This is a genomic window from Cupriavidus sp. 01L43 (genome assembly GCF_056399925.1).
In genome coordinates this window covers 20743-47369 of sequence record NZ_JBFTSH010000006.1, presented here as the reverse complement: position 1 = coordinate 47369, position 26627 = coordinate 20743, and the positions used below count along the sequence as shown (strand labels likewise).

The 26627-nt window shown below is 70.4% G+C and carries 12 protein-coding genes; 3 read left to right on the top strand and 9 right to left on the bottom strand.

What is annotated here, in order from left to right:
- Positions 1-202 precede the first annotated feature (202 nt).
- On the top strand, positions 203-1204 hold the full coding sequence (locus AC1DP9_RS12535; protein WP_477107516.1) for an SDR family oxidoreductase: 1002 nt from the start codon (positions 203-205) through the stop codon (positions 1202-1204).
- A gap of 28 nt (positions 1205-1232) precedes the next feature.
- On the opposite strand, the gene treY is transcribed toward AC1DP9_RS12535, so the two are convergent.
- The 4 genes from treY to AC1DP9_RS12515 all read right to left on the bottom strand — a co-directional run bounded on the left by treY (position 1233) and on the right by AC1DP9_RS12515 (position 10264).
- On the bottom strand, positions 1233-3815 hold the full coding sequence (treY, locus tag AC1DP9_RS12530) for a malto-oligosyltrehalose synthase (RefSeq protein ID WP_477107515.1): 2583 nt from the start codon (positions 3813-3815) through the stop codon (positions 1233-1235).
- Positions 3812-5755: a malto-oligosyltrehalose trehalohydrolase gene (treZ, locus tag AC1DP9_RS12525; protein ID WP_477107658.1), complete on the bottom strand. Its 1944-nt coding sequence runs from the start codon at positions 5753-5755 to the stop codon at positions 3812-3814. The genes treY and treZ overlap by 4 nt, the downstream gene beginning before the upstream one ends.
- A 15-nt stretch (positions 5756-5770) precedes the next feature.
- Entirely contained in the window at positions 5771-7375 is a 1605-nt protein-coding gene (gene glgA / locus AC1DP9_RS12520; protein ID WP_477107514.1) for a glycogen synthase GlgA, read from the bottom strand.
- Between the two features lie 363 nt (positions 7376-7738).
- Positions 7739-10264, bottom strand: a complete 2526-nt coding sequence (locus AC1DP9_RS12515) for a glycogen/starch/alpha-glucan phosphorylase (RefSeq protein WP_092301409.1) — start codon at positions 10262-10264, stop codon at positions 7739-7741.
- A 226-nt stretch (positions 10265-10490) separates the two neighbouring features.
- Here AC1DP9_RS12515 and AC1DP9_RS12510 point away from each other — a divergent pair, with 226 nt between their 5' ends.
- Entirely contained in the window at positions 10491-10673 is a 183-nt protein-coding gene (locus AC1DP9_RS12510; RefSeq protein WP_092301406.1) for a hypothetical protein, read from the top strand.
- 307 nt (positions 10674-10980) lie between these two features.
- The gene (locus AC1DP9_RS12505) at positions 10981-12873 is read left to right on the top strand and encodes a hybrid sensor histidine kinase/response regulator (RefSeq protein ID WP_477107513.1); all 1893 of its coding nucleotides are present in this window, start codon (positions 10981-10983) and stop codon (positions 12871-12873) included.
- A 34-nt stretch (positions 12874-12907) separates the two neighbouring features.
- Here AC1DP9_RS12505 and malQ read toward each other — a convergent pair whose 3' ends face one another.
- From malQ to AC1DP9_RS12480, 5 genes are all read right to left on the bottom strand, one after another.
- Positions 12908-15082, bottom strand: a complete 2175-nt coding sequence (gene malQ / locus AC1DP9_RS12500) for a 4-alpha-glucanotransferase (protein WP_477107512.1) — start codon at positions 15080-15082, stop codon at positions 12908-12910.
- Complete coding sequence (gene glgX / locus AC1DP9_RS12495; RefSeq protein WP_092301400.1) at positions 15079-17250, bottom strand: glycogen debranching protein GlgX; 2172 nt, start codon at positions 17248-17250, stop codon at positions 15079-15081. The genes malQ and glgX overlap by 4 nt, the downstream gene beginning before the upstream one ends.
- A gap of 72 nt (positions 17251-17322) precedes the next feature.
- The gene (gene glgB, locus AC1DP9_RS12490; RefSeq protein ID WP_477107511.1) at positions 17323-19581 is read right to left on the bottom strand and encodes a 1,4-alpha-glucan branching protein GlgB; all 2259 of its coding nucleotides are present in this window, start codon (positions 19579-19581) and stop codon (positions 17323-17325) included.
- Entirely contained in the window at positions 19568-22963 is a 3396-nt protein-coding gene (treS, locus tag AC1DP9_RS12485) for a maltose alpha-D-glucosyltransferase (RefSeq protein WP_441592560.1), read from the bottom strand. Before treS ends, glgB begins: the two co-directional genes overlap by 14 nt.
- Entirely contained in the window at positions 22960-26313 is a 3354-nt protein-coding gene (locus tag AC1DP9_RS12480; protein ID WP_477107510.1) for a maltotransferase domain-containing protein, read from the bottom strand. The genes treS and AC1DP9_RS12480 overlap by 4 nt, the downstream gene beginning before the upstream one ends.
- Between the last annotated feature and the right edge of the window lie 314 nt (positions 26314-26627).

The following is a 26627-nucleotide window of genomic DNA, read 5'->3' as shown; positions in this document are numbered from 1 at the left end:
ACTTACCCGTTGTTGTAATTCCTGACAGCCGATGCTGCGCCGCACATCGGCGTGTCGCCGCCGCCAGCCGGGAACGGGACTTGCGGACTCGACAGGGGAGACACGCCACAGTGTCGCCAGCGTCAACAGTGCGCCCGCAGCAGCCCGGATGCCCGCGCGCCGCATCCCATCCGAACCGGGCCTGGCAGAGGACGACACGGAAATGAGACCCCTGAAACCAATTGGCTCGCAGGTCATCGTGCTGACGGGTGCCACCAGCGGCGTAGGCCTGATCACGGCGCGCAAGGCGGCCGCCGCCGGCGCCCGGCTCGTGCTGGCGGCGCGCAGCGAGGACGTGCTGCACAAGCTGGCCGAGGAGTTGCGCGAACACGGGACCGAGGTCATCACCGTCAGGACCGACGTGGGCAACCAGGACGACGTGGCCAGGCTGGCCGAGGCGGCCATCGAGCGCTTCGGCGGCTTCGACACCTGGGTCAACAATGCCGGCGTGACCATCTTCGGCCGCCATGACGACGTGCCGCTGGAAGACCAGCGCCGCCTGTTCGACACCAACTACTGGGGCGTGGTGCACGGCTCGCTGGCCGCCGCCACGCACCTGCGCCAGCACGGCGGGGCGATCATCAACATGGGCAGCGAGGCCTCCGACTGCGCCATGCCGCTGCAGGGCGCCTACGCGGCGTCCCAGCACGCCATCAAGGGCTTCACGGACACCCTGCGGCTGGAACTGGAGCAGGAGAAGGCACCGATCTCGGTAACGCTGATCAAACCGGCCGGGCTGGAGACGCCGATGGTCAGCCACGCCAAGAACTTCCTGCATGTGGAGCCGAAACTGGCGGCGCCGCTCTATGACCCCGCGATGGCCGCCGACGCGATCCTGTTCGCCGCCGCGCACCCGCGCCGGGACATGTTCGTGGGCGCCTCCGCCAAGGCGTTCTCGGCCGCCGCCTACCACGCGCCGCACGCGTTCGACCGCTTTATGAGTCGCTTCATGGGCCGCGCCCAGCAGACGCGCGACCCGGCCGGCCCGCGCGAGGACAACACGCTCTACGAGGCTGGCAACTGCCTGCGGGAGCGCACTGGCAACCGCAAGGCGATCCAGTCCTGCCCGTACACGACGTCGGCCCGGCATCCGCTGCTGACGACGGCGCTGATGGTGGGCGCGGCGGCGACGATGGCGGGGCTGGTGCAACTGAGGCGGCGCTAGGGTGAGAGGGTGCGGGCCGGTTGTCGATTCAAGCCCGCACCAGCAGCGCCACCGGCAGGCTGGCCAGCGCGTCCTTCACGCGCACATAACCCGCGTGGGACGGCACCGCGTGGCCGGTCAGCACATCGACCCAATCCCCCTCGGCATGCAGCGCGGTGTCGCCCCAGCAATGCGGCGGAATGCGGGGTAGCGCCGGGTCCACATGGGCGGCGGCCAGCCGCGTCACGATGATCATCGCTTCCACCGGCCCGCAGCGACGCGAGAACGCCAGCACCTGCGGCGCCAGCTTGCCGATGGCCGCCCGCGCCGTGTATTCGCCCCGGCTGAACAGCGCCGGCTGTTCGGCCCGGTACGCCAGCACCGATCGGATCACCTGCTGCTTGATGCGGCCGTCGCGCCAGCGCGCCAGCCACTGGGCCCAGCCAGCCCGGCAGTCCAACCGCGCCTGAAGCTGCGCGTAGTCCGGCGGGCGCCGGTTGTCCGGATCGACGAGGCTGAAGTCCCAGCCCTCGTTGCCTTGATAGCGGTCCGGCACGCCGGGCGCCGTCAGCGCGAGCAGGGTCTGGGCGAGGCTGTTGAGCGCGGAGGCCGGGCCGATCCGGTCCGCGAAGCGGCCGATCTGCTCCAGCACGCTGTCTTCGCCACCAGACCCCAACGCGGCGAGGAACGCTTCGCAGGCTGCCTCGTAGGCCTCGTCGGGATGGGTCCAGCTCCCGTGGCGCTTGGCTTCGCGGATGGCCTTGCGCTGCCACGCCAGAATCCGCTCGATGAAATCGCGCTGGGCGTCCTCGCTCGCCAGCGCGCCGGCCTCCGCCGGCCAGGCGCCCAGCAGCGTCTGGTAAAGCATCGCCCGATCGGTGCCATCCGGCCCCTTGGGGGAGGCCACCAGCAGCGGCCCGATCTGCGCTTCCCAGCCGGCCACGGCCTCGGCCCATGGCTCGGCGACCTCGCTCAGTACCGCCAGCCGCATGCGGGCATCCTCGCCGCGCTTGTGGTCGTGCGTGGCCACGGCCAGCATGGCGTGCGGCCAGTGCGCCTGCCGGTGCGCCATGCGCGCGTGGAACCGTTCCGGCGCCAGCGCCAGCGTGCCGGGAAAACTGCCGACTTCGTTACGGGACAGCAGCCGGCCGTAGCGATAGAAGGCGGTGTCTTCCGTGGATTTGGCCGCCAGCGCTGGCATGACCTGTTGCAGCCGGGTGCGGATGGTGCCGGCCGGGGTGTCGGCTGCGGCATCGCTTTGCAGGCAGCCCAGGAGGAAGTCGAGCGCCGCCGCCTCGTCCGGGGCGAGGTGGGTGCGCGCCTGCCCGGCAGCGGTGGCGACCATCGCGTCGTCGAAGGCTGGCTCGCCGGCCACGCCGGTGTAGTAGCTCCGATACACCGGCACCGCCGCGAGGAAGGCGGTCAGCGCGTGGCGCAGCGCGTGGGCGGTGAGGTCGCGCGTGGCCGGCACCGACCGCGCCAGCGCGTGCAGGCGCGTGCAGACCGCGTCGATCTCGGCCACGAGATGCCGGGCGATCACGCGGTGGCGGGCCGACTTCACATAGTCGGGGTAGGGCCGGCTGTCGCCGCTGATGCGCATCCAGAGCATGTTCAGCGCGCCTTCGCCGCTGGCGTCGTGGAGTACGGCGGCCACCTCGTCCATGAAGTCGTAGCCGGTGGTGCCGTCCACGCCCCAGTCGGCCGGCAGCGGTTCATCCTCGCCGAGGATTTTCTCCACCACGATCCACGGGTGCGCGCGGGCCCCCTCGGCGGGGCGGCCGGGGCGCAGCATGTCCAGCCGGGCGCGAAGCTGCCGGCAGTAGCCAGCGGGGTCGGCCAGCCCATCGACATGATCGACGCGCAGCCCGTCCACCCAGCCTTCGGCATAGAGGCGGAAGGCCAGCGCGTGGACGGCCTCGAACACGTCCGCGTTTTCCTCCCTCACGCCAACCAGCTCGGTGATCTCGAAAAAGCGCCGCCAGGTCAGTTCGGCGGCGCCAGTGCGCCACCACGCCAGCCGGTAGTGCTGGCGCTCCAGCAGCGCGTGCAGGGCTTCCGGGGTGCCCGGCGCGGCCATGTCGAGCATGGGCTCGGCCAGCGGCAGGCTGTGGTCGCCGTAGCGCAGCGTGGCCGGGCCGCCGGGCGGGCGCTCCAGCTTGAGCGCGCCCGAGGTCAGCGTGTCCCAGTACGGATCGCCGAGGATCGGCAGCAGCACCTTGCCATGCAGCGCGGGGTCGGCGGGCTGCCAGTCGATGTCGAAATATTGCGCATGGGCGCTGCGCTGGCCGTGTGCGAGCACGTCGCGCCACCAGCCGTTGTGCGTGGCATCGGCGGCCATGTGGTTGGGCACGATGTCCACCACCAGGCCCAGCCCCGCCGCGCGGGCGCGCGTGGCCAGCGCCAGCAGGCCATCTTCGCCGCCCAGTTCCGGGTTGACCTGTGTGAAGTCGGTGACGTCGTAGCCGTGCGTGGAGCCGGGGCGCGCCGTGGTGACCGGCGACAGATACAGGTGGCTGACGCCCAGCCCGGCGTAATAGGGCACCAGCGCCTCGGCATCGGCAAAGGTGAACCCGGCGTGCAGCTGGAGGCGCGCGGTGGCGCGCGGCACGCCGGCGTGGTCGAGATCGCTCATGGATGTTGCAGGCAGGTCACGCAGCAGTGTTCGGGGAGCGTGCCGGCGGCCAGCGTGGCGATGGCGCCGGGCTGGCTGGCGTGGATCATCGCGCCGCCGTCACAGTCGACCACCACGGGTTCCTCGCCCAGATTGAGCCAGATCGACAGCCGGCTGCCGTCGCCCAGCCGCCAGCGCGCCACGAGGGCCTTGTCGCCCAGCACGGTCACGCCCTCGGCGCGGGCGTTGCGCAGGCGCGGCATCAGCTCGTTGCGGCGGATCGACAGCAACTCGCCGTAGTAGTGGTGCCACGCGCGGCAATAGCCGTCGGTGTCATCGCAGATCGGGCGGGACGCCTCGAAGGTCTCCGGCGCGTTGGGATCGGCGATCTGCGCCGAGCGGGTGTCGTCGCGGAAGGCTTCGGACGCCGCGAACTCGCGCCGGCGGCCATCGCGCACGGCCTGCGCCAGTTCGGGCGGGTGATCGGTGAAGTACAGGAACGGCGAGCGCGCGCCGTGCTCCTCGCCCATGAAGACGAGCGGGATCTGTGGGCAGAGCAGTTGCAGCGCCACGGCGGCGCGCAGTGCGTCCGGCTCCGCCAGGCTGGCCAGCCGCTCGCCGAAGGCGCGGTTGCCGGTCTGGTCGTGGTTCTGGAGGAAGGTGACGAAGGCTGTCGGCGGCAGTTGGGCGCTGGGCTGGCCGCGCCGCACCTCGCGGCCCTGCAGCGGGCCGTTCTCGTCGCCGGAGCGATGGGGCGATACCTCGCCCTGCCACGCGAAGCCTTCGGCCAGCACCCGGGCGAGGTGGTGGATGGGCGCCGTACTTGCGTCGGCAGCCACGGTCTCGGGCAGGCCGGCGTGGTACTCCCTGTAGTAGCCGTCATGCTCGCCGGTCAGCAGCACGTGCAGCGCGTGGTGGGCGTCGTCGTTCCACTGGGCGTCGTAGCCGGCGGCCAGCAGCGCGGCGTCGTTGTGGTCGTTCTCCAGCACCAGGTGCAGATGGCGGCCCGGCAGGCAATGGCGCAGGTCGTGCGCCAGTTGCGGCAGCCAGCCTTCGTCCTCGATGGCGTGGACGGCGTCCAGCCGCAGGCCGTCGAAGCGGAACGATTCCAGCCAGTAGCGCGCGCTCTCGCCAAAGAAGCGCCGCACCTCGGGGCGCCGGAAATCGATGGCCGGCCCCCACGGGGTCTGGCGGTCGTCGCGGAAAAAGCCGCTGGCGTAGCGGTGCAGATAGTTGCCCTCGGGGCCGAAGTGGTTGTAGACCACATCGAGCAGCACCATCATGCCCAGCCCGTGCGCGGTGTCGACCAGCGTGCGCAGGTCGTCCGGCGTGCCATAGCTGCGCTCGGGCGCGAACGGCAGCACGCCGTCATAGCCCCAGTTGCGCGCGCCGGGAAACTCGGCCAGCGGCATCAGTTCGATGGCGGTGAAGCCCAGCGCGGCCAGCCGGTGCAGTTGCGCGGTGGCGCCGGCGTAGCCGCCGGCCAGCCCCACGTGCATTTCATAGATCACGGCCTCGTGCCAGGGGCGCCCGCGCCATTCGGTGTGGTGCCACGCGAACGGCTCGGCCGGCTGGCACAGCACGCTGGCGCCGTGCACGTCCTCGGCCTGAAGCCGGGAGGCGGGGTCCGGCACGATGGTGCCGTCGTCGAGCCGGAACCAGTAGCGCGCGCCGTCGCAGCAGGCGGTCACGGCTTCGTACCAGCCGTGCTCGGTGGGCGCCATCATCACCGGCGCCATGCCGGCCACTTCGAGCCGCACGGGCTGGTCCTCCGCGGCGGCGTCCGGCGCCCAGAGGCGGAAGCGCACGCGGCCATCAGCCAGCCGCACCGGGCCGAAGCGGTAGGATTCGGCGCTTTCATCGTCACATGGCAACAGGCGCGTGTCCGCGCCGAGCGTCTGCCATTGCGGAACCGGGGGCACGGGCCTGGCGCCGGTACCGGGCGCGGGCATGGCATACATCATGGTGCGCTACCTTCAGGCCGGCAGGCCCGGTGTGACCGGTTCCACGGCGGGCGTGGGCAGGGCGGGACGAGGGGCGCGCGACGGACGCGCGGCGGGGGCCGCCACGGCATCCGGCAGCGGGGCGGATACTGCGGCGGGAACATGGGCGAGGGCCGGCGCCAGCGCGCGGTACATCGCCAGATACTGTTGCGCCGGACCTTCCCAGCCGAACTCCGTCTGCATGCCGGCACGCTGCATCGCGCGCCAGTGGCGGGGGCGGTGGAACCAGTCTAGTGCGCGCGTGATGGCGGCGCCCATCGTTTCGACCGAATCGCCATCGAACACGATGCCGGTGGCGCGGGGAGCAGGCAAGGCATCCTCGCCCACATCGCGCACGGTGTCAGCCATGCCGCCCACGCGGGAGACGATGGGCACTGTGCCGTAGCGCATGGCGTAGACCGGGGTCAGGCCGAACGGCTCGAAGCGGCTGCCGTGCAGCAGGGCGTCCGCGCCGGCGTGGAGCAGGTGGGCGTCTTCCTCGCGATAGCCGATGGACACGCCCACGCGGTCCGGGTGGCGGGCGCCGAGCGCGCGATAGGCCGCCTCCAGCGCCGGATCGCCGCAGCCGAGCACCGCGAACTGCACAAGGTCATGGCGGCGCAGCGCGGCCTCCATCGCCAGCACGGCCACATCGGCCATTTTCTGGTGGGTGAGCCGGCTGCCCATGGCGATCAGGGGCCGGTCCGGCGCCTGCGCCAGGCCGTGGCGCGCCTGCAGCGCGGCCTTGCAGGCGCGCTTGCCGGCGAGGTCGCGGGCGTCGTAGCGCTGCGGCAGCAGGCGGTCGGCGCGGGGCGACCACGCGTCCGTGTCCACGCCATTGGGAATGGCGCCGAGCACCTCGGCGCGGTGGCGCAGCAGGCCGTCCAGCCCATGGCCGAAGGGTTCGGTGAGGATCTCGCGCGCATAGGTGTGGCTCACCGTGGTCACGCGGTCCGCGTAGCGGATACCGGCCTTCAGGAAATTGACCTTGCCCCAGAACTCGATGCCATCCGGCGTCAGGCAGGCCGGCGGCAGGCCCAGCGCGGCGGCGCGCTCCATCGGAAACACGCCCTGGAAGGCGAGGTTGTGGATGGTGGCCACCGTGGGCACCGGCAGGCCGCGCGCGCGCATCAGCAGTGGCGTGAGCGCCGCATGCCAGTCGTGCGCGTGGACCAGTTGCGGCGCCGGCAGCGGGGTCTCGCCGGCGGCGATGAGCGTGGCGGCGTGGGCCAGTGCGGCGAATCGCTGGGCGTTGTCGCAGAAGTCGCGCCCGGTGGCGTCTACATAGAGCGAGCCGGGCCGGTCATAGAGCGAGGGGCAGTCCAGCAGCACCACGCGCACGCCGCTATCGGGCGTCTGGCCTTCCAGCAGCCGCGCCGGGCTGTGGCCGGGCGGCAGCGCCATCGGCAGCCGGATCGCGCCGAGGCTGCGCAACTGCTTCGCCGCCGCCATGGCCCGGGGATAACCGGGCATCAGGATCGTGACATCGGCGCCGCGCTGATGCAGCGCCTGCGCCAGTCCGCCCACCACATCCGCCAGCCCGCCGGTCTTTGCCAGGGGGTGCGCCTCTGCCGCCACAAACAGGATGTTCGCGTTCAAGATGAGACTCCGCTTCCAGGTCGGTTGGAAACGAACGCGCGGGCGGCTTGCCTGCCGCCATCGCACCGGGTTCGTTCCTCTTGGCTTGCCTGCGCATTGCGCCACCGCGCACGGGAGCGCCGATCCGCTGGGGCCGGAAGGCGGCGGATGGCGAGCGAACAACCCGGGGTGCGAAGGGGCGCAGAAAATCGCGCGGCTTCAGCAATGCGAACTCCGTGCCAGCATGCTGCACTGCGTGACCGGCGCGCCGCGTCGTGGCTGGTGGGGACGGCGGCGGCCCGGCAGGGCGGGGTTGTGTATAAGGTGCCCGCCCGGTTGTAGAAACTACCGCGCCTGCTGCCGTCGAAGAGCCATCGACAACATTTACGATCCACTGCCCCCGCAGCGCTCGCTGAAGGTGTCGATGCCTTCGGCCTCCGCAAGACGGGCGCCTTGCACCTGCCCGCTGGACCGGTGCAGCAGGCACACCGGCACCGCCCGTGCGCGCCAGACGCGCTGGCAGTACTGCTCGATCGCCCGGTCGGACGAGAACCGCCCCGAGCGCGCGCTGGAGAGCACGGACATGCGTTGCCAGCGCTCGTTGTCGACGTAGGCGGCCGAGACCTGCTGCTGGCAGTGCAGGTAGGAGGCGAAGTCGGCCATCAGCAGGTAGGGGTCGTGCTGGAGCAGGCCGTCGAACAGCGGGCGGAACACGGCGGCGTCGCCCTTCGAGAAGAAGCCGTGCTGGATCAGGTCCACCACCGCGCGCAGCTCGGGGCTGCTGTCGTAGTAGGTGGAGGGGTGGTAGCCGGCGGCCTTGAGCGCGTAGACCTCGGACGCGTTGAGGCCGAACGGGAAGAAGTTGTCGGCGCCGATGGCGTCGCGCAGCTCGATATTGGCGCCATCCATGGTGCCGATGGTGATGGCGCCGTTCATCGCGAACTTCATGTTGCCGGTGCCGGAGGCCTCCTTGCCGGCCAGCGAGATCTGCTCGGAGAGGTCGGCGGCGGGGTAGATCTTCTGGCCGTGGGTGACGTTGAAGTTGGGCAGGAACACCACCTTCAGGCGGTCTCGCACCTGCGGGTCGCGGTTGACCACGCCCGCCACCGAGGTGACGAAGCGGATCATCAGCTTGGCGTAGTGGTAGCCGGGCGCGGCCTTGCCGGCGAACAGGAAGGTGCGCGGCTGCACGTCCGCGTGCGGATCGGACTTGATGCGGTGGTAGAGCGCGATGATATGGAGCACGGCCAGGTGCTGGCGCTTGTACTCGTGGATGCGCTTGACCATCACGTCGAACATCGAGTCCGGGTCCACCACCACGCCGGTGGTGTCGCGCACGAGGCGAGCCAGGTCCTGCTTGTTCTCGCGCCGCACGGCCTGCCAGCGTTCCCGGAAGGCGGGGTCGTCGGCGTACGGCTCCAGCGCCTGGATCTGGTCGAGGTCCTTGATCCAGCCGTCGCCGATGGCTTCGCTGACCAGCCGCGTCAGCCGGGGGTTGGCCAGCGCCAGCCAGCGGCGCGGCGTGACGCCGTTGGTGATGCTGGTGAACTTCTCCGGCCACATCTCGTAGAGGTCCTTGAGCACGTCCTCGCGCATCAGCCGGGAGTGCAGCTCCGCCACCCCGTTGATGGTGTGACTGCCGACGCACGCCAGATGGGCCATGCGGACGTGCCGCTCGCCGTGCTCGCTGATCAGCGAGAGCCGCGCCAGCCGCGATTCATCGCCATAGAAGCGGATGCGCACCTCGTCCAGGAAGCGCGCGTTGATCTCGTAGATGATTTCCAGGTGGCGCGGCAGGATGCGCTGGAACAGCGGCAGCGGCCATTGCTCCAGCGCCTCCGGCAGCAGGGTGTGGTTGGTGTAGGCGAAGGCGCGGCGGGTGATGTGCCAGGCTTCGTCCCAGGCCAGGTCATGGTCGTCGATCAGCAGCCGCATCAGTTCGGCAATGCCCACCGCCGGGTGGGTGTCGTTGAGCTGCACCGTGAACTTCTCGTGGAAGCGCGTGACCGGCAGGCCCTGCGTGGCCAGCAGGCGCAGCATGTCCTGCAGCGAGCAGGACACGAAGAAGTACTGCTGCTCCAGCCGCAACTCCTTGCCCTGCTGGGTCTCGTCGTTGGGGTAGAGCACCTTGGTGAGGTTCTCCGACGTCACTTTCTTGTTCACCGCGCCGAGATAATCGCCCCGGTTGAAGGTGTGGAAGTCGAACGCCTCGGTGGCTTCCGCGCGCCACAGCCGCAGTGTGTTGACCGTGTTGACGCGGTAGCCGAGGATCGGCGAGTCGAACGGCACCCCCACCACCATCTTGGCCGGCACCCAGCGCACGCGGTAGCGGCCGCGGTCGTCGGTGTAGTGCTCGGTATGGCCGCCCAGCCGCACCTCCACCGCCCATTCGGAGCGCTGGATCTCCCACGGATTGCCGTTGCGCAGCCACGTGTCGGTGCTCTCCACCTGCATGCCGTCGATGATGCTCTGGTGGAAGATGCCGTACTCGTAGCGGATGCCGTAGCCCAGCGCCGGAATCTCCAGCGTGGCGAGCGAATCCATGAAGCAGGCCGCCAGTCGCCCCAGGCCGCCGTTGCCGAGGCCGGGCTCCTCCTCCTGCGCGAGGATATGGTCGAGGTCCAGGTTGAGCGCGGCCATGGCGGCGCGCACTTCGTCCGCGATGCCGAGGTTGACGAGGTTGTTGCCGAGGTGCGGCCCCATCAGGAATTCGGCGGACAGGTAGGCCACCGTGCGCGACGGCTGGCTCTGGTAGGCCTCGGCGGTGCTGATCCAGCGCTGCACCAGGCGGTCGCGCACGGTGTGGGCGAGCGCCTGGTAGAGGTCGTTGCCGCTGGCGTGGCTGGGCACCATGCCCTGGGTGTAGAACACGTGATCGAGAAAGGCCCGCCGGATGGTGGCGCTGGACATCGACGTCCGGGTGTCGTCCGAGTGTTCGGCCGCGGGAGAGGGACCAGAGGGACCAGAAGGGCCGGAAGGGGCTGGCCGCAGCCGGGATGCTTCGTTCATCACTTGGCTCCTGAAAAGCTGAGAAAGCTGGCTGGTATGGAAACTGCTGCCTTGTCGGGGGTGTCTACCTGTGGGTGTCCTACCCATGGGTGTTCCACCCACTCCCTGCGACGACGAGGCCCCCAGCATGTCGAACCATATTCCGCATGATCCCGCGCGCCGGCCAGACCGCCGGCCCGACCAGTGTCCCGACCACAACAAGGAGAAGGGAGACCAGCCCGCGCGCAACCTGCCCGACAAGCATCCGGTGCCGCCTTCCGTGAAGCGGCACAACAGCGAATCGGACGAGCCGCCCGTCGAGAATTACTGAAACGGTTCATTATCGACAGACCCCCGGCGGCGCCGTCTGGTTCACCCCCGGCGGCGCCCTCACCTTGTCCATGGCGCGGGCGTGAGCACCGTCTATGATGAAAGCGCCGGTGCTCACGCCGGCGGGAGTCGTGCTCCCAAATCGTGCTCCCACCTACGGGCCGGGATAACCGCCATCCCCCGGTCCCTCCAGGTTGGCTTCCAAGAATAGCCGCGACTGCGCCATAAGAGAGGGAGTTCCTATGCCGGATCGGCAGATGCCGGGCCTCGCATCCATGGGTGAGGGGGCCCGTGCCGCCGCAGGCGCCATGCATGACACGGCGCCCCTTGCTCCGCGCACGAGTGCCTGGCTCGCCGCGCTGGATGACGTCGCCATCTTCGACCTCACGCCCGAGGGCTGCGTGCGCACGTGGTCCGAGGCCGCCGAACGTGCCTTGCTCTACACCGCCGACGAGGTGACCGGCTGCCAGCTCGCCCGCTTCCACACCCCCGAATCGATCCAGTCCGGCGAGCCCGCGCGCCTGCTGGACACCGCCCGTACGCTGGGCCGGGCCGAGGAACGCGGCTGGCGCGTGCGCCGCGACGGCACCGCGTTCTACGCCGCCGTGGTGATCCAGGCCATCAACTACGCCGATGGCGCCCCGGACGGCTTCGCGGTGGTCTACCGCGACATCACCATCCGCTACGCCGCCGAGGAACGCGCCCGGGAGGTGGAGGCGCGCCACCAGCAACTGCTCGACACGCTGCACGAGCAGGCAGTCTGCGAACTCGGGTTCGATGGCGAGATCCGCGTCTGGAATGCCGGCGCGACGGCGCTGTTCGGCTACAGCCCGGAGGCGGCGGTGGGCCGGCCGGTCTCGCTGCTGTATTCCCGCCAGGACGTGGCCAGCGGCCATGACCTCGCCACGCTGGGCGAGGTGCGCACCAACGGCCAGTGGACCGGCGAGGCGCGCCTGCAGCGGCAGGACGGCATGCTGGTGCGCTGCCATATCCGGCAGGCGCTGCTGCGCGATGCCGGCGGCTGCCCGGTCGGCATCCTGTGGACGGCGCGCGATATGTCTGACATGGCCCGGCTCGAGGAACTGGAGGGCGCCGGCCGGCGCGTGCAGGCCTTCCTCGCCATCCTGGCCCACGAGCTGCGCAATCCGCTGGCGCCCATCCGCAATGCCGTGGATGTGATCCGCCTGACGCCCTCGACCGACACGCGCATCCGCCACTGCGCCGAAATCATCGGCCGCCAGCTGCAACTGCTGACGCGGCTGGTCGCCGATTTGATGGACGTGGGCCGCGTCACCACGGGCAAGCTCAAGGTGCAGCCGGTGCCGACGATGGTCAACGACATCGTCACGTCGGCCGTGGAGGCCATCCGGCCCGCGCTGGACGCGGCGGGGCAGAGCCTCTCGCTCACGCTGCCCGCTGGCCCGGTCTTCGTCAATGCCGATGCCGGGCGGCTGGGGCAGGTGCTCTCGAACCTGCTGAGCAACGCCACCAAGTACACGCCGCGTGGCGGCGCCGTCTCGATCCACGTGACCACCGAGGGTGGCAACGTGATCACGGCGATTGGCGACTCGGGCAAGGGCATCGCGCCGGAGGCGCTCGACCGCATCTTCAACCTGTTCGCGCAGGAGGGCGACGATGGCGAGCGCGGCGGGCTCGGCATCGGCCTGGCGCTGGCGCGCGCCGTGGTGGAAGCACATGGCGGCGCCATCCAGGCCAGCAGCGGCGGGCCGGGGCGCGGCAGCACCTTCACCGTGATCCTGCCGGAGGTGGAAATGGACGGCGCCACCGTGCCACGGGCGACGGCCACCGATTGCACCGGGCTGCGCATCCTGATCGTGGATGACAGCGCCGACTCCGCCGACAGCATGGCCGAACTGCTGACCGTGCTCGGCCACGACGCCCGGCCGGCCTACAGCGGCATGCAGGCGCTGGAACTGGTGGCCAGCTTCGCCCCGGACGTGGTGCTGCTCGACCTGGAAATGCCGGACATGAACGGCTTCGAGGTGCTGGCGGTGCTGCGGCCCGATCCGGCCAACACCGCCAATGCCGATGGCACCGGCCCGCGCATCTTCGCCCTGACCGGGCGCGGCACGTCGCACGACCGCAAGCGCACACTGGCGGCCGGCTTCGATGAGCACCTCGTCAAGCCGCTGTCGATCGAGACGCTGTGCCGGGCGCTGGCGGGGGATGGGGCGGGGTGATGTCACGGGTCCGCCCCTACCGACCACGCCCATCTCAACCATCTCCCCGCACCGCCGCCACACGCGTGCGCACGTCCGCATGATCGAAGAGCTCGCGGACGTCGACGTCGAGCCGGCGCTGCCAGTTGGGGTGCCCGGTCACCGTGCCGGGCAGGTTGGGCTGCTCGGCGGCGCCCAGCAGGTCTTCCACGGGCACCAGCCGTAGCGGGGTCCGCGCGCGGGCCAGCCAGCGCAGCACCGCTTCCACGGGGGCGGACGCCGCGTCGGGCTCGGCACCATCGACCACCCCGCCCGCACACATCGCCTGCCACAACGCCGTGCGCTCGGCGGCGCGCAGCGCCATCAGGCCGGCTTCGGTCTCCCCCTCGCCCAGTTGATGCAGCCGCGCGCGCCAGGCGATGTCGTGGCCGGCCCACCAGCCGACGATGGTCGGCAGGTCGTGCGTGGTGGTGGTGGCTACCGCCTGCGCGGGCCATTGCTCGGGCGGCAGGAACGGGGCGGGGGTGTCGGTGTCTTCGGCAGCATCGTCGTCCGCCGGCTGGCGTTCGAACCACAGCACGTCGATGCCCATCACGCCGCGCGCGGCCAGTGCCGTGTTGAGCGTCTCCGGCACCGTGCCGAGGTTCTCGCCGATGATGATGGCCCGCTGCCGCCACGACTCGATCGCCACCAGCCGCAGCAGATCATCCAGCGGATAGGTCAGGTAGGCGCCCGCCGTGGCCGGCGCGCCGGCCGGCACCAGCCACATCCGCGCCAGCCCCAGCACGTGGTCGATGCGCAGCCCGCCGGCATGGGCGAGGTTGGCGCGCAGCATCTCGATAAAGGCGGCGTAGCCGTTGCGGCGCAGGCCGCGCGGCGAGAACACCGCCACGCCCCAGTCCTGCCCGAGCGGGTTGTAGACGTCTGGCGGCGCGCCGGCGTGGAAGCCGTTGAGGATCTCGGTCTGGCGCATCCACGCGTGGCTGCCGCCGGGGTCGGTGCCCACGGCGAGGTCGGCGATCAGTCCCACGGCCATGCCGGCGGCGCGCGCGCGGTGCTGCGCGGTGTCCAGCCCGTGCGCGGCCAGCCATTGCAGGAAGGCGTGATAGCCGATCTCCTGCGGAAACTGGGTCTCGAAGGCGGCCACCGCCGAACTGTCTGGCGAGCGCAGGGTGACCGGCCATTGGCGCCAGTCGGATGCCGCTTGTCGCCGCGCGTCATCCCCGTCATTGCTCGCCTGCGCCAGCAGGCTGGCCTGGATGGCCTCGAAGCAGGCATGGGCCAGCAGCCCGCTGCCGCCGCGCGCGCGGAAGGCGGCGAAGGCCTGTTGGGCGTCCGTGCTGAGCAGGGTGTCATGGCGGTCCCACAGCCAGCGCAGCAGCGCATGGCGTGCCACGGACAGCGTGGGCCAGTCGATTTCGTCGCGCGCCTCGGCGGCGGCCAGCCGGTGGCCGATGTTCAACGCCGCGATGCCCTGATCGACCGCGTCCTGCCCGAACACGGCGGCGGGGTCGGCGTAGAGCGCGTTGTGGAAGATCCGGCTCGACGGCGCGTAGGGGCTGTAGCGCGCCGGCAGCGCCGCAAAGCCGGCGTGGAGCGGGTTGATGGCGACGGCGTCGGCGCCTTCGCGCGCGGCCGCCTCGCAGGTCAGGGCCAGCGTGGTGAGATCGCCCAGCCCGGTGGGTGCACCCCGGCGCAGGCCGTAGAGCTGCACGGAGAGCCCCCACGGCTTGCTCGCATGTACCGCGCGCGGGTTGGCGGATGGGTTGGCAGACAGTGCATCGGCCACGCCGTAGCAGCGCGGCGGCGCCACGGCCAGCGTGGTGGACAGATCGCCGAGCAGCAGGCGGTGGTAGCCCCAGTCCGCGACCGGCGGGATTTCCATCAGCCCGTCCGCATTGCGCTGGGCGATGCCCTCGATCACGCGGCCATCCTCCAGTTCGAGCCGATAGGGGCGCTGCGCCAGCGTGTGCGCCCACCGCACGGTCACGGGCTGGCCCTGATCAGCCGTGAGCAGCGGCGGCAGCGGGTGGGATGCGTCGTCGGCGGCGAGCCGCGCGAGCGAGGATTCACAGGCGCCGGGCGTGTCGCAGGGCAGGTCGAGCGCGGCCAGCACCGCGTGCAGGGCGTCCTCGGTAAGGGCCTGGGGCCGGCCCCAGGCATCGCGCCACTGGGTCTGCAGGCCGGCGCGTTCGGCCAGCCGCTGCAGGGCGTCGGTGTCGTGGCTCATCGCGGGGGTTCCTCTTTGCGGACGTCTTCATTGCGAACCCTTGGCACGCTGGCCAGCAGTAGCGCCACGCTGTGGGCCACCACGGTGTAGCCGGGCTGGCCGTCGTCGCCGTTCGCAAGCGGGCTTTCGCCGGCATCCGGCGCGGCGCTGTCGAACAGCACGCGCCAGTCCTCGCCTGGGGCCGGCGCGCGGAAGGTGACGTCGTCGTTGCCGGCGTTCAGGCACAGCAGCATCACCGCCACCTCGTCCTCGCCGTTGCCGGGCGTGGCGCGGCGCAGCGCCAGTGTGCGATCTTCGCCATTGGCCCACTGCTCGGGCGACAGCTCGTTGCCATCGGCCCCGAACCACGCAATGTCCGGCACGCCCGGCGCCGGGCGCGAGCGGCCGTGCACGAAGCGGTTCTCGGTCAGCATCGGTACCTGTCGGCGCAGCGCCAGCAACTGGCTCACGCAGGCCATCATCGGCGCGTTGGCGGGGTTGGCGGCATCCTCCCAGTTCAGCCACGAGAGCGGGCTGTCCTGGCAGTAGGCGTTGTTGTTGCCCTGCTGGCTGCGGCCCCATTCGTCGCCGGCGGTGAGCATCGGCGTGCCCTGGGAGAGCAGCAGCGTGGCCATCATCGCCCGGGCCACGCGGCCACGGGTTTCGAGGATCTGCTCGTCGTCGGTGGGGCCTTCCACGCTGCCGTCCGGGCTCCAGTTGGCGCTGGCGTTGTCGTCGTTGCCGTCGCGGTTGTCCTCGCCGTTGGCCTCGTTGTGCTTGCTGCTGTAGCTGACGAGGTCGGCCAGCGTGAAGCCATCGTGCGCGGTGATGAAGTTGACGCTGGCCCACGGCTTGCGGTGGCGGCGGTCGAACAGGTCCGCCGAGCCGGTGAGCCGCGCGGCCAGTTCGCCGCGCTGGCCGGCATCGCCACGCCAGAAGCGGCGCACGTTGTCGCGGAACTTGTCGTTCCATTCGGCAAAGCCGGGCGGATGGTTGCCTACCTGATAGCCGCCGGGGCCGAGGTCCCACGGCTCCGAGATCAGCTTCACGCGCGACAGCACCGGGTCCTGGAGGAGGGCGTCGAAGAAGCCCGCGCCGGGGTCGAAGCCGGTGGCCTCGCGGCCCAGCGTGCTGCCGAGGTCGAAGCGGAAACCATCCACGTGGAAGGCCTCCACCCAGTAGCGCAGCGAGTCCATCACCATCTGCAGCACGCGCGGGTGCGAGAGGTTCAGCGTATTGCCGCAGCCGGTGTCGTTGATGTAGTGGCGCTCGTCGCCCGGAATCAGCCGGTAGTAGCTGGCGTTGTCCAGCCCGCGCCAGGACATGGTCGGCCCCAGCTCGTTGCCTTCGCAGGTGTGGTTGTAGACCACGTCGAGAATGACCTCGATGCCGGCCGCGTGGAGCCGGCGGATGGCCACCTTGGCCTCGTGCAGCTCGTTGGCGGACAGGTAGAGCGGCTCCGGCGCGAAGAACGCCAGCGTGTTGTAGCCCCAGTAGTTGCGCAGGCCGCGCTCCACGAGGAAGCGGTCCTGCAGGAAGGCGTGGATCGGCAGCAGCTCCACCGCCGTCACGCCGAGCCGGTGCAGGTGATCGACGAAACGCGGATCGGCCAGCGCGGCGAAGGTGCCGCGATGGTGCGGCAGCAGGTCTTCGCGCTGCATGGAGGCGCCGCGCACGTGCACCTCGTAGATCGAGGTTTCCGGCCACGGGCGGTCCAGCCGGCGGTCTTCGCCCCAGTGGAAGCTTTCGTCGACGACCACGGCCTTCGGCATCATCGGCGCGCTGTCGCGGCGGTCGGGCGTGAGGTCCGCGCGCGGGCTGTTGAGCCGGTAGCCGAACAGCGCGTCCGACCAGCGCGCCGGGCCGTTCAGCAGCCGCGCGTAGGGGTCCAGCAGCAGCTTGTGGGGGTTGAAGCGGTGGCCCCGGGTCGGCTCGTAGGGGCCGTAGGCGCGGTAGCCGTACAGCGCGCCGGGCTGGGCCAGCGGCAGGTAGCCGTGCCAGACCTCGTCGGTGCATTCGGGCAGCGGCAGGCGGTGGATCTCCCTGCGGCCGTTGGCGGAGAACAGGCACAGCTCGATGCGCGTGGCATTGGCGGAGAAGACTGCGAAGTTGACGCCCAGGCCGTCCCAATGCGCGCCAAGGGGGTAGGGCTTGCCGGGCAGCAGACGGTCGATCGTGGCAATCGCCATGTGCATGGCTCCTTTCTTCTGGTTATTCTGGGTGGCTCGTGATGACAGCTTTCAGAGGGTGTCAGCGGGGTGTCAACGGGGCGGGCGGTAGCGCAGGACCAGCGTAGCCAGCGGCGGCAGGGTCAGCGTGACCGAGGCCGGCTGGCCGTGGGACGCCGCGTGGGACGCCTCCACCCGGCCGCCATTACCGAGGTTGCTGCCGCCGTAGTAGCCGGCATCGGTATTCAGGCATTCCTCCCAGTCGCCCGCGAACGGCACGCCGAGGCGGTAGCCCTCGCGCGGCACCGGGGTCATGTTGACGACCACCAGCGCCACCTCCTGGCTGTCTGGCGCGGCGCGGCGCAGGTAGGCGAAGACGCTGTTCTGGTGATCGTCGCCGACAATCCACTGGAAGCCCTCGGGCCGGTGATCCATGGCGTGGAGGGCCGGCAGCTCGCGGTACAGCCGGTTCAGGTCGCGCACCAGCGAGTGCACGCCACGGTGTAGCGGCTGGTCCAGCAGCGGCCAGTCGAGTTCCTCGTCGTGGTTCCACTCGCGCCATTGGGCGAATTCGCCGCCCATGAACAGCAGCTTCTTGCCGGGATGCGTCCACATGAAGCCGTAGTAGGCGCGCAGGTTGGCAAAGCGCTGCCAGTCGTCCCCGGGCGCCTTGCCGATCATCGACCCCTTGCCGTGTACCACTTCATCGTGCGAAAGCGGCAGCACGAAGGCTTCCGACCATGCGTAGACCAGCCCGAAGGTCAACTCGTTGTGATGCCAGGGGCGGTGGATCGGGTTCTGGCTCAGGTAGCGCAGCGAGTCGTGCATCCAGCCCATATTCCACTTGAAGTCGAAGCCGAGCCCGCCGGACGCCACGCTGGCCGTCACGCCGGGCCACGCCGTGGATTCCTCGGCGATGGTCAGTGCGCCGGGGCAGCGCTCGTGGACGATGGTGTTCAGGTCGCGCAGGAAGGCCACGGCCTCCAGGTTCTCGCGCCCGCCGAAGCGGTTGGGCACCCACTGGCCCGGCTCGCGGCTGTAGTCGCGGTAGAGCATGGACGCCACGGCGTCCACGCGCAGCGCATCGGCATGGAACTGTTCGAGCCAGTGCACCGCCCCCGCCAGCAGGAAGCCGCGCACCTCGTTGCGGCCGAGGTTGTAGATCAGTGTGTTCCAGTCCTGATGGAAGCCCTCGCGCGGGTCCTGGTGCTCGTAGAGCGCCGTGCCGTCGAACTCGGCCAGCCCGTGCGGGTCGGTGGGGAAGTGCGCGGGCACCCAGTCGAGGATCACGCCGATGTCGGCCTGATGGCAGCGATCGACGAAGGCGGCGAACTGGTCCGGCGGGCCGAGTCGCGAGGTGGGCGCGAACAGCGACAGCGGCTGGTAGCCCCAGGAGCCGCCGAACGGGTGCTCGGTGATCGGCAGCAGCTCGATATGCGTGAAGCCAAGGTCGCGGATATAGGGCACCAGCCGGTCGGCCAGGATCTCCCAGCCGTGCGCGGTGTCGTTGGCGGCGCGCTGCCAGGACATCGCGTGGAGTTCGTAGACGGACATCGGCGTGGCATACGGATCGGCGCTGGCGCGCTTCTCCATCCACGCCTGGTCGTTCCACTGGAATGGCGGGGCGCCGTGGCCGCGGCAGGCCACCACGGAGGCCGTGGCGGGCGGCGGCTCGGTGGCCAGCGCCACCGGGTCCGCCTTGTCCGGCAGGGCGTGGCCCTGCGCGCCGATGATGTCGTACTTATAGCGGCTGCCGCCGTGGGCGCCGAGCGCCTCCGGGATGAACACTTCCCAGATGCCGGCGCCGTGGCGCAGGCGCATGGGGTGGCGCACCGGGTTCCAGCCGTTGAAGTCGGCGATGACCGATACGCGCTGGGCGTTGGGCGCCCACACCGCGAAGCGCACGCCGGCTTCGCCATCGACGGTCAGGCATTGCGCGCCGAGGCACTGGCCGAGTTCGAGGTGGCGGCCTTCGTTGAGCAGGTGCAGGTCCAGATCGCCCAGCAGCAGGCCGAAGGCGTAGGGGTCGGCGCTGCATTGCTCGTTGCCGTCCGGCCAGCGGATCAGCAGGCGGTAGTCGCCCGGTTGTGGGGGCTCCGTGCCGGGCAGGCGGCCGGCGAACACGCCGCCGGGGTGCAGCGCGGTCATCGGCGCGATGGGTTTGCCCGCCCGGTCAGCCAGCGAGACCGATTCCGCGCCCGGTGCGATGGCGCGCACCACCACGCCGTGGTCGTCCCGGTGGGGGCCGAGCACGCCGAACGGGTCGGCCAGCCGGCCCTGCAGCAGCGCGTCGATCACGGCATCGGGCAGCGTCGGGGTGCGTTCCATCGTGGCGCTATTAGTTCGTGCCATCGTTGGCTCCCAGCAGCTTGCGGACGAGCCGGGCCAGCCCGCTCGTGGGCAGGTCGATCCATGCCACGCGGTTGGCGGCCTCATAGCCCACTTCATAGGCGGCGCGCTCAAGCAGGAACAGGTCGAGCAATTGCGCCATCTGTCCCGGCTCGGCCCATTGCTGCGGCGCGGCCTGCATCGACTGCTGGTAGCAGTTCAGGAAGGCCTGGCTGGCGGCGCTGCGGAAGCGCTCCAGCAGCGCGGCGCGGCGCTCCGCCAGCGCGGGCGGCAGCGTGGCGTGGGTGCGCTCCTGCCGGTCCGTGCCGACCGTGGCCGCCGCATAGTCGAGCGAGCGCAGCAGCCCCGCCACATCGCGCAGCGGCGAGGTCTTGCGCCGGCGGAAGGCCAGCGGCTGGCGCGGTTCGCCTTCGAAATCGACGATATAGGTGTCGCTCTGGGCGATCAGCACCTGCCCGAAGTGGAAATCGCCGTGGATGCGGGTCTGGAGGCTGCCCGGGGCGGCCTGCGCCAGGCGTGCCACCAGCTTGGGCAGCTTGCCGCGCGCGGCGACCAGCGTCTCGATATCGGTGGCGAAGGCGCCGGTGGCGTTCTGGCGGCGGGCTTCAAGCAGATCGAGCGCTTCGTTGAGGGACTTCAGCGCTTCCTCGGCCCATTCGCCGGCCTGCGCCTCGGTGGCGGGTTCGGGCGAGAAGGCGGCCTCGTCGCTGGGCCGGGCCAGCACCGCGTGCAACTCGGCCAGACGGCGGCCCAGCGTGCCGACCATGGTCGAATAGCCGGCCATGGCTTCGACGAACTCGCCGTCGGCGTCTTCGGACGGCATGGCGTCGTCGATCAGGCGGCTCAGGTAGTCGAGCGTCCAGTCCCAGCCATCGCCCTGATTGAGGATGTAGCCCTGCAGCAGCATCAGCGTGTGCGGCGTGCCATCGGCGCCGGTGCGCACCACCTCGCCCAGCAGCGGCGCGGAGTGTGCGTAGCCTTGGCTGGTCAGGTAGCGCGTCATCTCGGCTTCCGGATGGATGCCGCCCGCCACCCGGCGCACCAGCTTGAGCACGCCGTTGTTGCCGTAAGCGAGTGAGCTGTTGGACTGTTCGGCGGACATCCACTGCACGGGCTGGTCTTCCAGCGTCACCCCGGCCAGCCCTGGCTCGGGCAGGAAGCGGATCACGCCGTGCGTGGTCGGTGCCTCGGTGCCGTCGCGCATGGCCTTGACCACGGCGCGGGCGTAGGCCTCCACCACGAAGCCATCGGTGGCCACGCCCACGCGGCTGCCCCGGCGCACGCGCGCCATGGACAGGCCGTGCATCAGTTGCGGCATGCCTTCGGTGTTCTCGCGGTCCCACAGCAGCGCCACCGGTAGCTGGTAGCACTCGGTGCGGCCCGGCAGGGCCACCTCGACCTCGCAATGGAAGACCTCCTCGTTATTGCCGACGCGGGCGATCGGCCATGCGTAGGTCACGGTCACGCGCTCGATGCGGTCCGCCTTGGAGGCGAACCAGCGCCGGCGGGCGAGGTAGATCGGCAGGACTTCGGTGGTCAGCGCGCGGCGGGCGGACTCGGTCAGTTCCGAGCGTCCGGCGTTGTTCTGGAGTACCAGGGTGATTTGATCGGCCATTTGCTCGGGGGCGTCCACGTGCCAGGAAGGCGGCTGGGCGTCCTCGCTCAACACAAACCAGTAGAAACCATACGGCGGCAGCGTGAGCAGGTAGGTCAGCTGGCCGATGGCCGGGAAGGGCGTGGCGCCAAGCATCTCCACCGGCACGCGACCCTGGAACTGCGAGAGGTCCAGCTCCACGGCCTGCGGCGCGCGGGACAGGTTGGCCACGCACAGGATGTGCTCGCCATCGAACTCGCGCAGATAGGCCAGCACCTTGCGGTTGCCGGGGAACAGGAAGCGCAGCGTGCCGCGCCCGAAGGCGTGATGCTGCCGGCGCAGGGCCAGCATGCGGCGCATCCAGTTCAGCAGCGAGTGCGGGTCGCGGTTCTGGGCCTCCACGTTGACGGCCTCGTAGCCGTACAGCGGCCCCTGCAGCGGCGGCAGCACCAGCCGCTCGGGGTCGGCGTGGGAGAAGCCGCCATTGCGGTCCGGCGACCACTGCATCGGCGTGCGCACGCCATCGCGGTCGCCGAGGTGGATGTTGTCGCCCATGCCGATCTCGTCGCCGTAGTAGATCACCGGCGTGCCGGGCATCGAGAACAGCAGGCTGTTCATCAGCTCGATGCGGCGGCGGTCGCGCTCCATCAGCGGCGCCAGCCGGCGGCGGATGCCGAGGTTGATGCGCGCGCGGCGGTCGGAGGCGTAGACCTCCCACAGGTAGTCCCGCTCGCTGCTGGTGACCATCTCCAGCGTCAGTTCGTCGTGGTTGCGCAGGAAGATCGCCCACTGGCAGTTCGGCGGCACCTCGGGGGTCTGCCGCATGATGTCGGTGATCGGGAAGCGGTCTTCCCGGGCGATGGCCATGTACATGCGCGGCATCAGCGGGAAGTGGAAGGCCATGTGGCATTCGTCGCCGACCACGCCGCCGTCCGGGCTGGCCGCGCCGGTGGTGTCGGCCGTGCCGCCGCCGCTGGCGCCGCCAAAGTACTGCTGGGCGTCTTCCGGCCACATATTGGCCTCGGCCAGCAGCAGGCGGCCGGCGTAGCGCTCGTCCAGGTGGCTGCGGATCTTGCGGATGACCTCGTGCGTCTCGGGCAGGTTCTCGTTGGTCGTGCCTTCGCGCTCCACCAGATAGGGCACGGCGTCCAGCCGCAGGCCGTCGATGCCGATGTCGAGCCAGAACCGCATCACGCTCAGCACCTCGTTGAGCACCTGCGGGTTGTCGAAGTTCAGGTCCGGCTGGTGCGAGTAGAAGCGGTGCCAGAAGTAGGCGCCGGCCTCGGCGTCCCAGCTCCAGTTCGACTTCTCGGTGTCGCAGAAGATGATGCGCGTGCCGGCGTAGGACTGGTCGTTGTCGGACCACACGTAGTAGTTGCGGGCGGCCGAGCCGGGCTTGGCCTTGCGCGCGCGCTGGAACCACGGGTGCTGGTCGGACGTGTGGTTGATCACCAGTTCGGTGATCACGCGCAGCCCGCGCGCGTGGGCTGCCGCCACGAAGCGGCGCGCCTCGGTCAGCGTGCCGTAGTCGGGGTGCACGCTGCGGTAGTCGGCAATGTCGTAGCCATCGTCACGGCGCGGCGAGGGATAGAACGGCAGCAGCCAGATGGTGTCCACGCCGAGGTTGACCAGATAGTCGAGCTTGGCCAGCAGCCCCGCGAAGTCGCCGACGCCATCGCCATTGGCGTCATAGAACGACTTGATGTGCAGTTGATAGATGACCGCGTCCTTGTACCAGAGCGGGTCGGCGTTGAGCAGGGCGGCGCTGACGCGGTCGGATGCGCGCTTCATGCCGTATCTCCGGTTTGTTGTTGGGGCCGGACGTGCCAGAGGGCGAACGGCAGTTCATGCGGATTGAGGCGGATGCGCTGGGCCTTGCCGGTCCAGGTGAAGCGGCGGCCGGACATCAGCTCTTCGGCCTGCAGGGCGCCGTGGTCGGGCAGGCCCCACTCCCACAGCGGCAGTTCGATCGTGGATTCGCGCGGCGCGCGCGGGTCCAGGCTGATGGCGGCCAGCAGCACGTCGCTGCCGAAGGTGGGGCCGCTGCTGGTTCCTCCGGCAGGGCCCCCGGGCTCGGCCGGGACGTAGCGGGCGAAGTACAGCACCGCGTCGTCGCTGGCGTGGTAGAAGCGCACGCCCAGATGATCCTGCAGGGCCGGATGGCTGGCGCGGATCTGGTTCAGCCGCGAGATCTCTGCCACGATGTTGCCGGGCTGGTTCCAGTCGCGCACGCGGATCTGGTACTTCTCGGAGTCGAGGTATTCCTCGCGTTCCACGCCGTTCAGCACCAGCGGCGCGCCCTCGCAGACCTCGAAGCCGTTGTACATGCCCCAGAGCCCGGAGAGCAGCGCCGCCAGCGCCGCGCGGATCAGGAACGCCGGGCGTCCGCCGTCGTGCAGGAAGAACGGGTTGATGTCCGGCGTGTTGACGAAGAAGTGCGGGCGATAGAACTCGCGCAGCGGGCTCTGCGTCAGCTCGGTCATGTACTCGGTCAGCTCGGCCTTGGTGTTGCGCCAGGTGAAGTAGGTGTACGACTGCGAGAAGCCGAGTTTGGCCAGCCGCGCCATCATCTTGGGCCGCGTGAAGGCTTCGGCCAAGAACAGCGTGTCCGGGTGCTTGGCGCGCACGTCGGCAATCATCCACTCCCAGAACGGCAGCGGCTTGGTGTGCGGGTTATCCACCCGGAAGATGCGTACGCCCTGGTCGGCCCAGAACATCACCACGTCGCGCAGCGCCTGCCAGAGATGCTCGCCGCCGGGCGGGGCCGCGTAGAAATCGACGTTGACGATGTCCTCGTACTTCTTGGGCGGATTCTCGGCGTAGCGCAGCGAGCCGTCCGGACGGTGCGAGAACCACTCGGGGTGCTCGCGCAGCCACGGGTGGTCCGGCGAGCACTGGATGGCGAAGTCGAGCGCCAGTTCCAGGCCGTGGTCGGCGGCGGCGCGGCGCAGGCGCTGGAAGTCCTCGAACGTGCCGAGTTGCGGGTGGAGGGCGTCGTGGCCGCCTTCGGCACTGCCGATGGCGTATGGGCTGCCCACATCGCCCGGCTCGGCCTCGAGGCTGTTGTTGCGGCCCTTGCGGTGGGCCTGGCCGATGGGGTGGATCGGCGGAAAGTAGAGCACGTCGAAGCCCATCGCACGGATGGCCGGCAGCCGGCGGATCACATCGTCGAAGTTGCCGTGGCGATTTTCATCGCCGCTTTCCGAGCGCGGGAACAGCTCGTACCAGCTCGCGAAGCGGGCGGCGAGGCGGTCTGCCTCCACCGGCATCGCCGTGGGGTAGCGGCTGACGAACGGGCGCCCGGCCGGGGTGTCCATGGCGGCGTGCATGGCGGCTTCGGTGCGCGGGGAGAGCAGGATTTCGAGCCGCAGGGCGTCGTCGCCGGCGGCGGCCTTCAGTTCGGCCAGCAGGGCGCCGGCATCGGGGATGGCGCTGCCCTCGGGGGTGTCCAGCGTGGCGGCCACCAGCCGGGCGCCTTCCTCGATCTCCAGCGTCACGTCCACGCCGGCCTTGCGCTTCTTGCCGATCTCGTCGAGCCAACTCGCGAAGGTATCGCGCCATGCTTCCACCGTGAACTCGTGGCGGCCCAGCGCCACGATCGGGAAGCTGCCGCGCCAGCGGTCGTTGATGACGGGGGTCATCGGCGAGGCATGCCAGACCTGCTCGCCGGGCGCGCGCCACAGCACGGCGGCGGCGAGCTTGTCGTGGCCGTCCATCCAGATATCGGCGGTGACCTCCACGCGCTCGCCCACCGTGCGGCGCACGGCGAAGCGGCCGTGGTCGGCAGAGGGCGCCAGGTTCTCGATGGCCACGCGCGGCGCCTGCATGGCGGTGGCCAGGTCGCGGTCGATGGCTTTGCGGTGATTGCCATTGCCATTGCCGCTGCCATTGCGGCGCGCGCGGGCCTGCGCGCTGACCGGCAGCGCGTCATAGAGGCGGATATCGGCCGGTGCCAGCGTGATCGTGGCGCTGGGGTCGAGCTGGTGGGCGGCGTCCAGCGTGCCGCCGGGGCCGCCATCGGCCGATTGCAACGTGGCGGCGGCCTGCGGCAGCGCGCTCAGCACGCGGTCCGCGCCGAACGAGGCGGGCTCGATCGGGCAGGGGTTCAGCACCACGATCAGCGCAGCGGGGCCGGTGGCGCCGTTCGAACCATTGGCGAGGTGGCGCGGCAGGCGGGCCAGCACGGTAAGCGGCGCGTCCGGGCCGCTCACCTGCCGGACCGCGACGGCCGGCGCCGGGTCACGCGCGGCCAGCCAGGCGTTGCACTGGATCAGCTCGTGGGTGAGGTCGTAGGGGGCATCGACGATGTCATCGGGATGGCCATCGGACTGCGCCTCGGGGGCGGTATCAAGGGGCGCGCTGCCATGGGCGCCGGTCTCGAAGCCGGCCGGCACCATCAGCCCGTCGCCGATGGCGGCGGCGGTCCACAGCGCGCGGCGGGCGGCCAGCACGTCGGTGCCGTCGGGCGCCAGCGAGGGGGCGGCCAGCACGCGGCCGAAGTCGCGCAGGCGCGCCATCTCCTCGGTCAGCCACGCGCTGCGGTAGTCCCACCACGGGAGCGAGCAGAACGCGCCGTCGAACGGCGCTTTGGCAAGGTCGGCCAGTTGTTGCGGGTTGGTACCGGGGGTGAAGGCCAGGAACACGGGATCTTCGCCGCCGTTCTCGGTACTGTCAGTACTGCTCCGCCCGGCGGTCTCGATGATCTCCGCCCAGTGCCGGCCCGGCACGCGAGACGGGGCGCGGCAACAGAAGCCGGCCGCGCCGGCATCGATCGCTTCGCGGATCTGGGCGCTCCACCAGGCCACCAGCGCGGGGGCGAGCCCCTCGTCGTACCAGCGCAGCCGCACGCCGGGCAGGTGGCTGTCCGTGGCATCCGGGCTGCCGCCGGGGCGGGCATGGTCGACCCAGCCATCGTGCATGCCTGCCGCCTCGGCCGGAAAGCGGTCGAGGGCGAGATCGAGCAGGGGAAGCAGCCCATGTGACCGGCACGCCGCAAAGGTCGCTGCCAGGATGTCGGGGCGGATATGGGGAATGGCCCAGCCGGCCAGCAATACATGGTCGAAACCGAGTGTGGCGGTGCGCGCGAGCGCTTCCGGGTCCACCGCTCGGGAATCGGTCAGGTTCAGTTGGCAGATTCGCACGTCACAGGTCCTTGGCCGTGGCGCCGCTGCGCGCCGATTCTGACCGGGCACGCGAAGGCTGTGCCAACGCGGCGGGGTCCGGGAGCGCGCGGGCCGGGAACTGCGGTGCAGCAAGGGCAGGGGCCGATGCGGTCCGGCCGCGCGTCCGGGTCGCATATGTAAGAAATACACGGTGCCCGGCGGATGTAAAGTAAGGAATACGGCTTTCGTGAAATCCGACGAGGCGGAAGGCTATCGATAAATGGGGGCGATAATCGGCACGCCGGCGCGGAATAAATCGGCAAAAAAATCCCCGCCAAGGGGCGGGGACGATT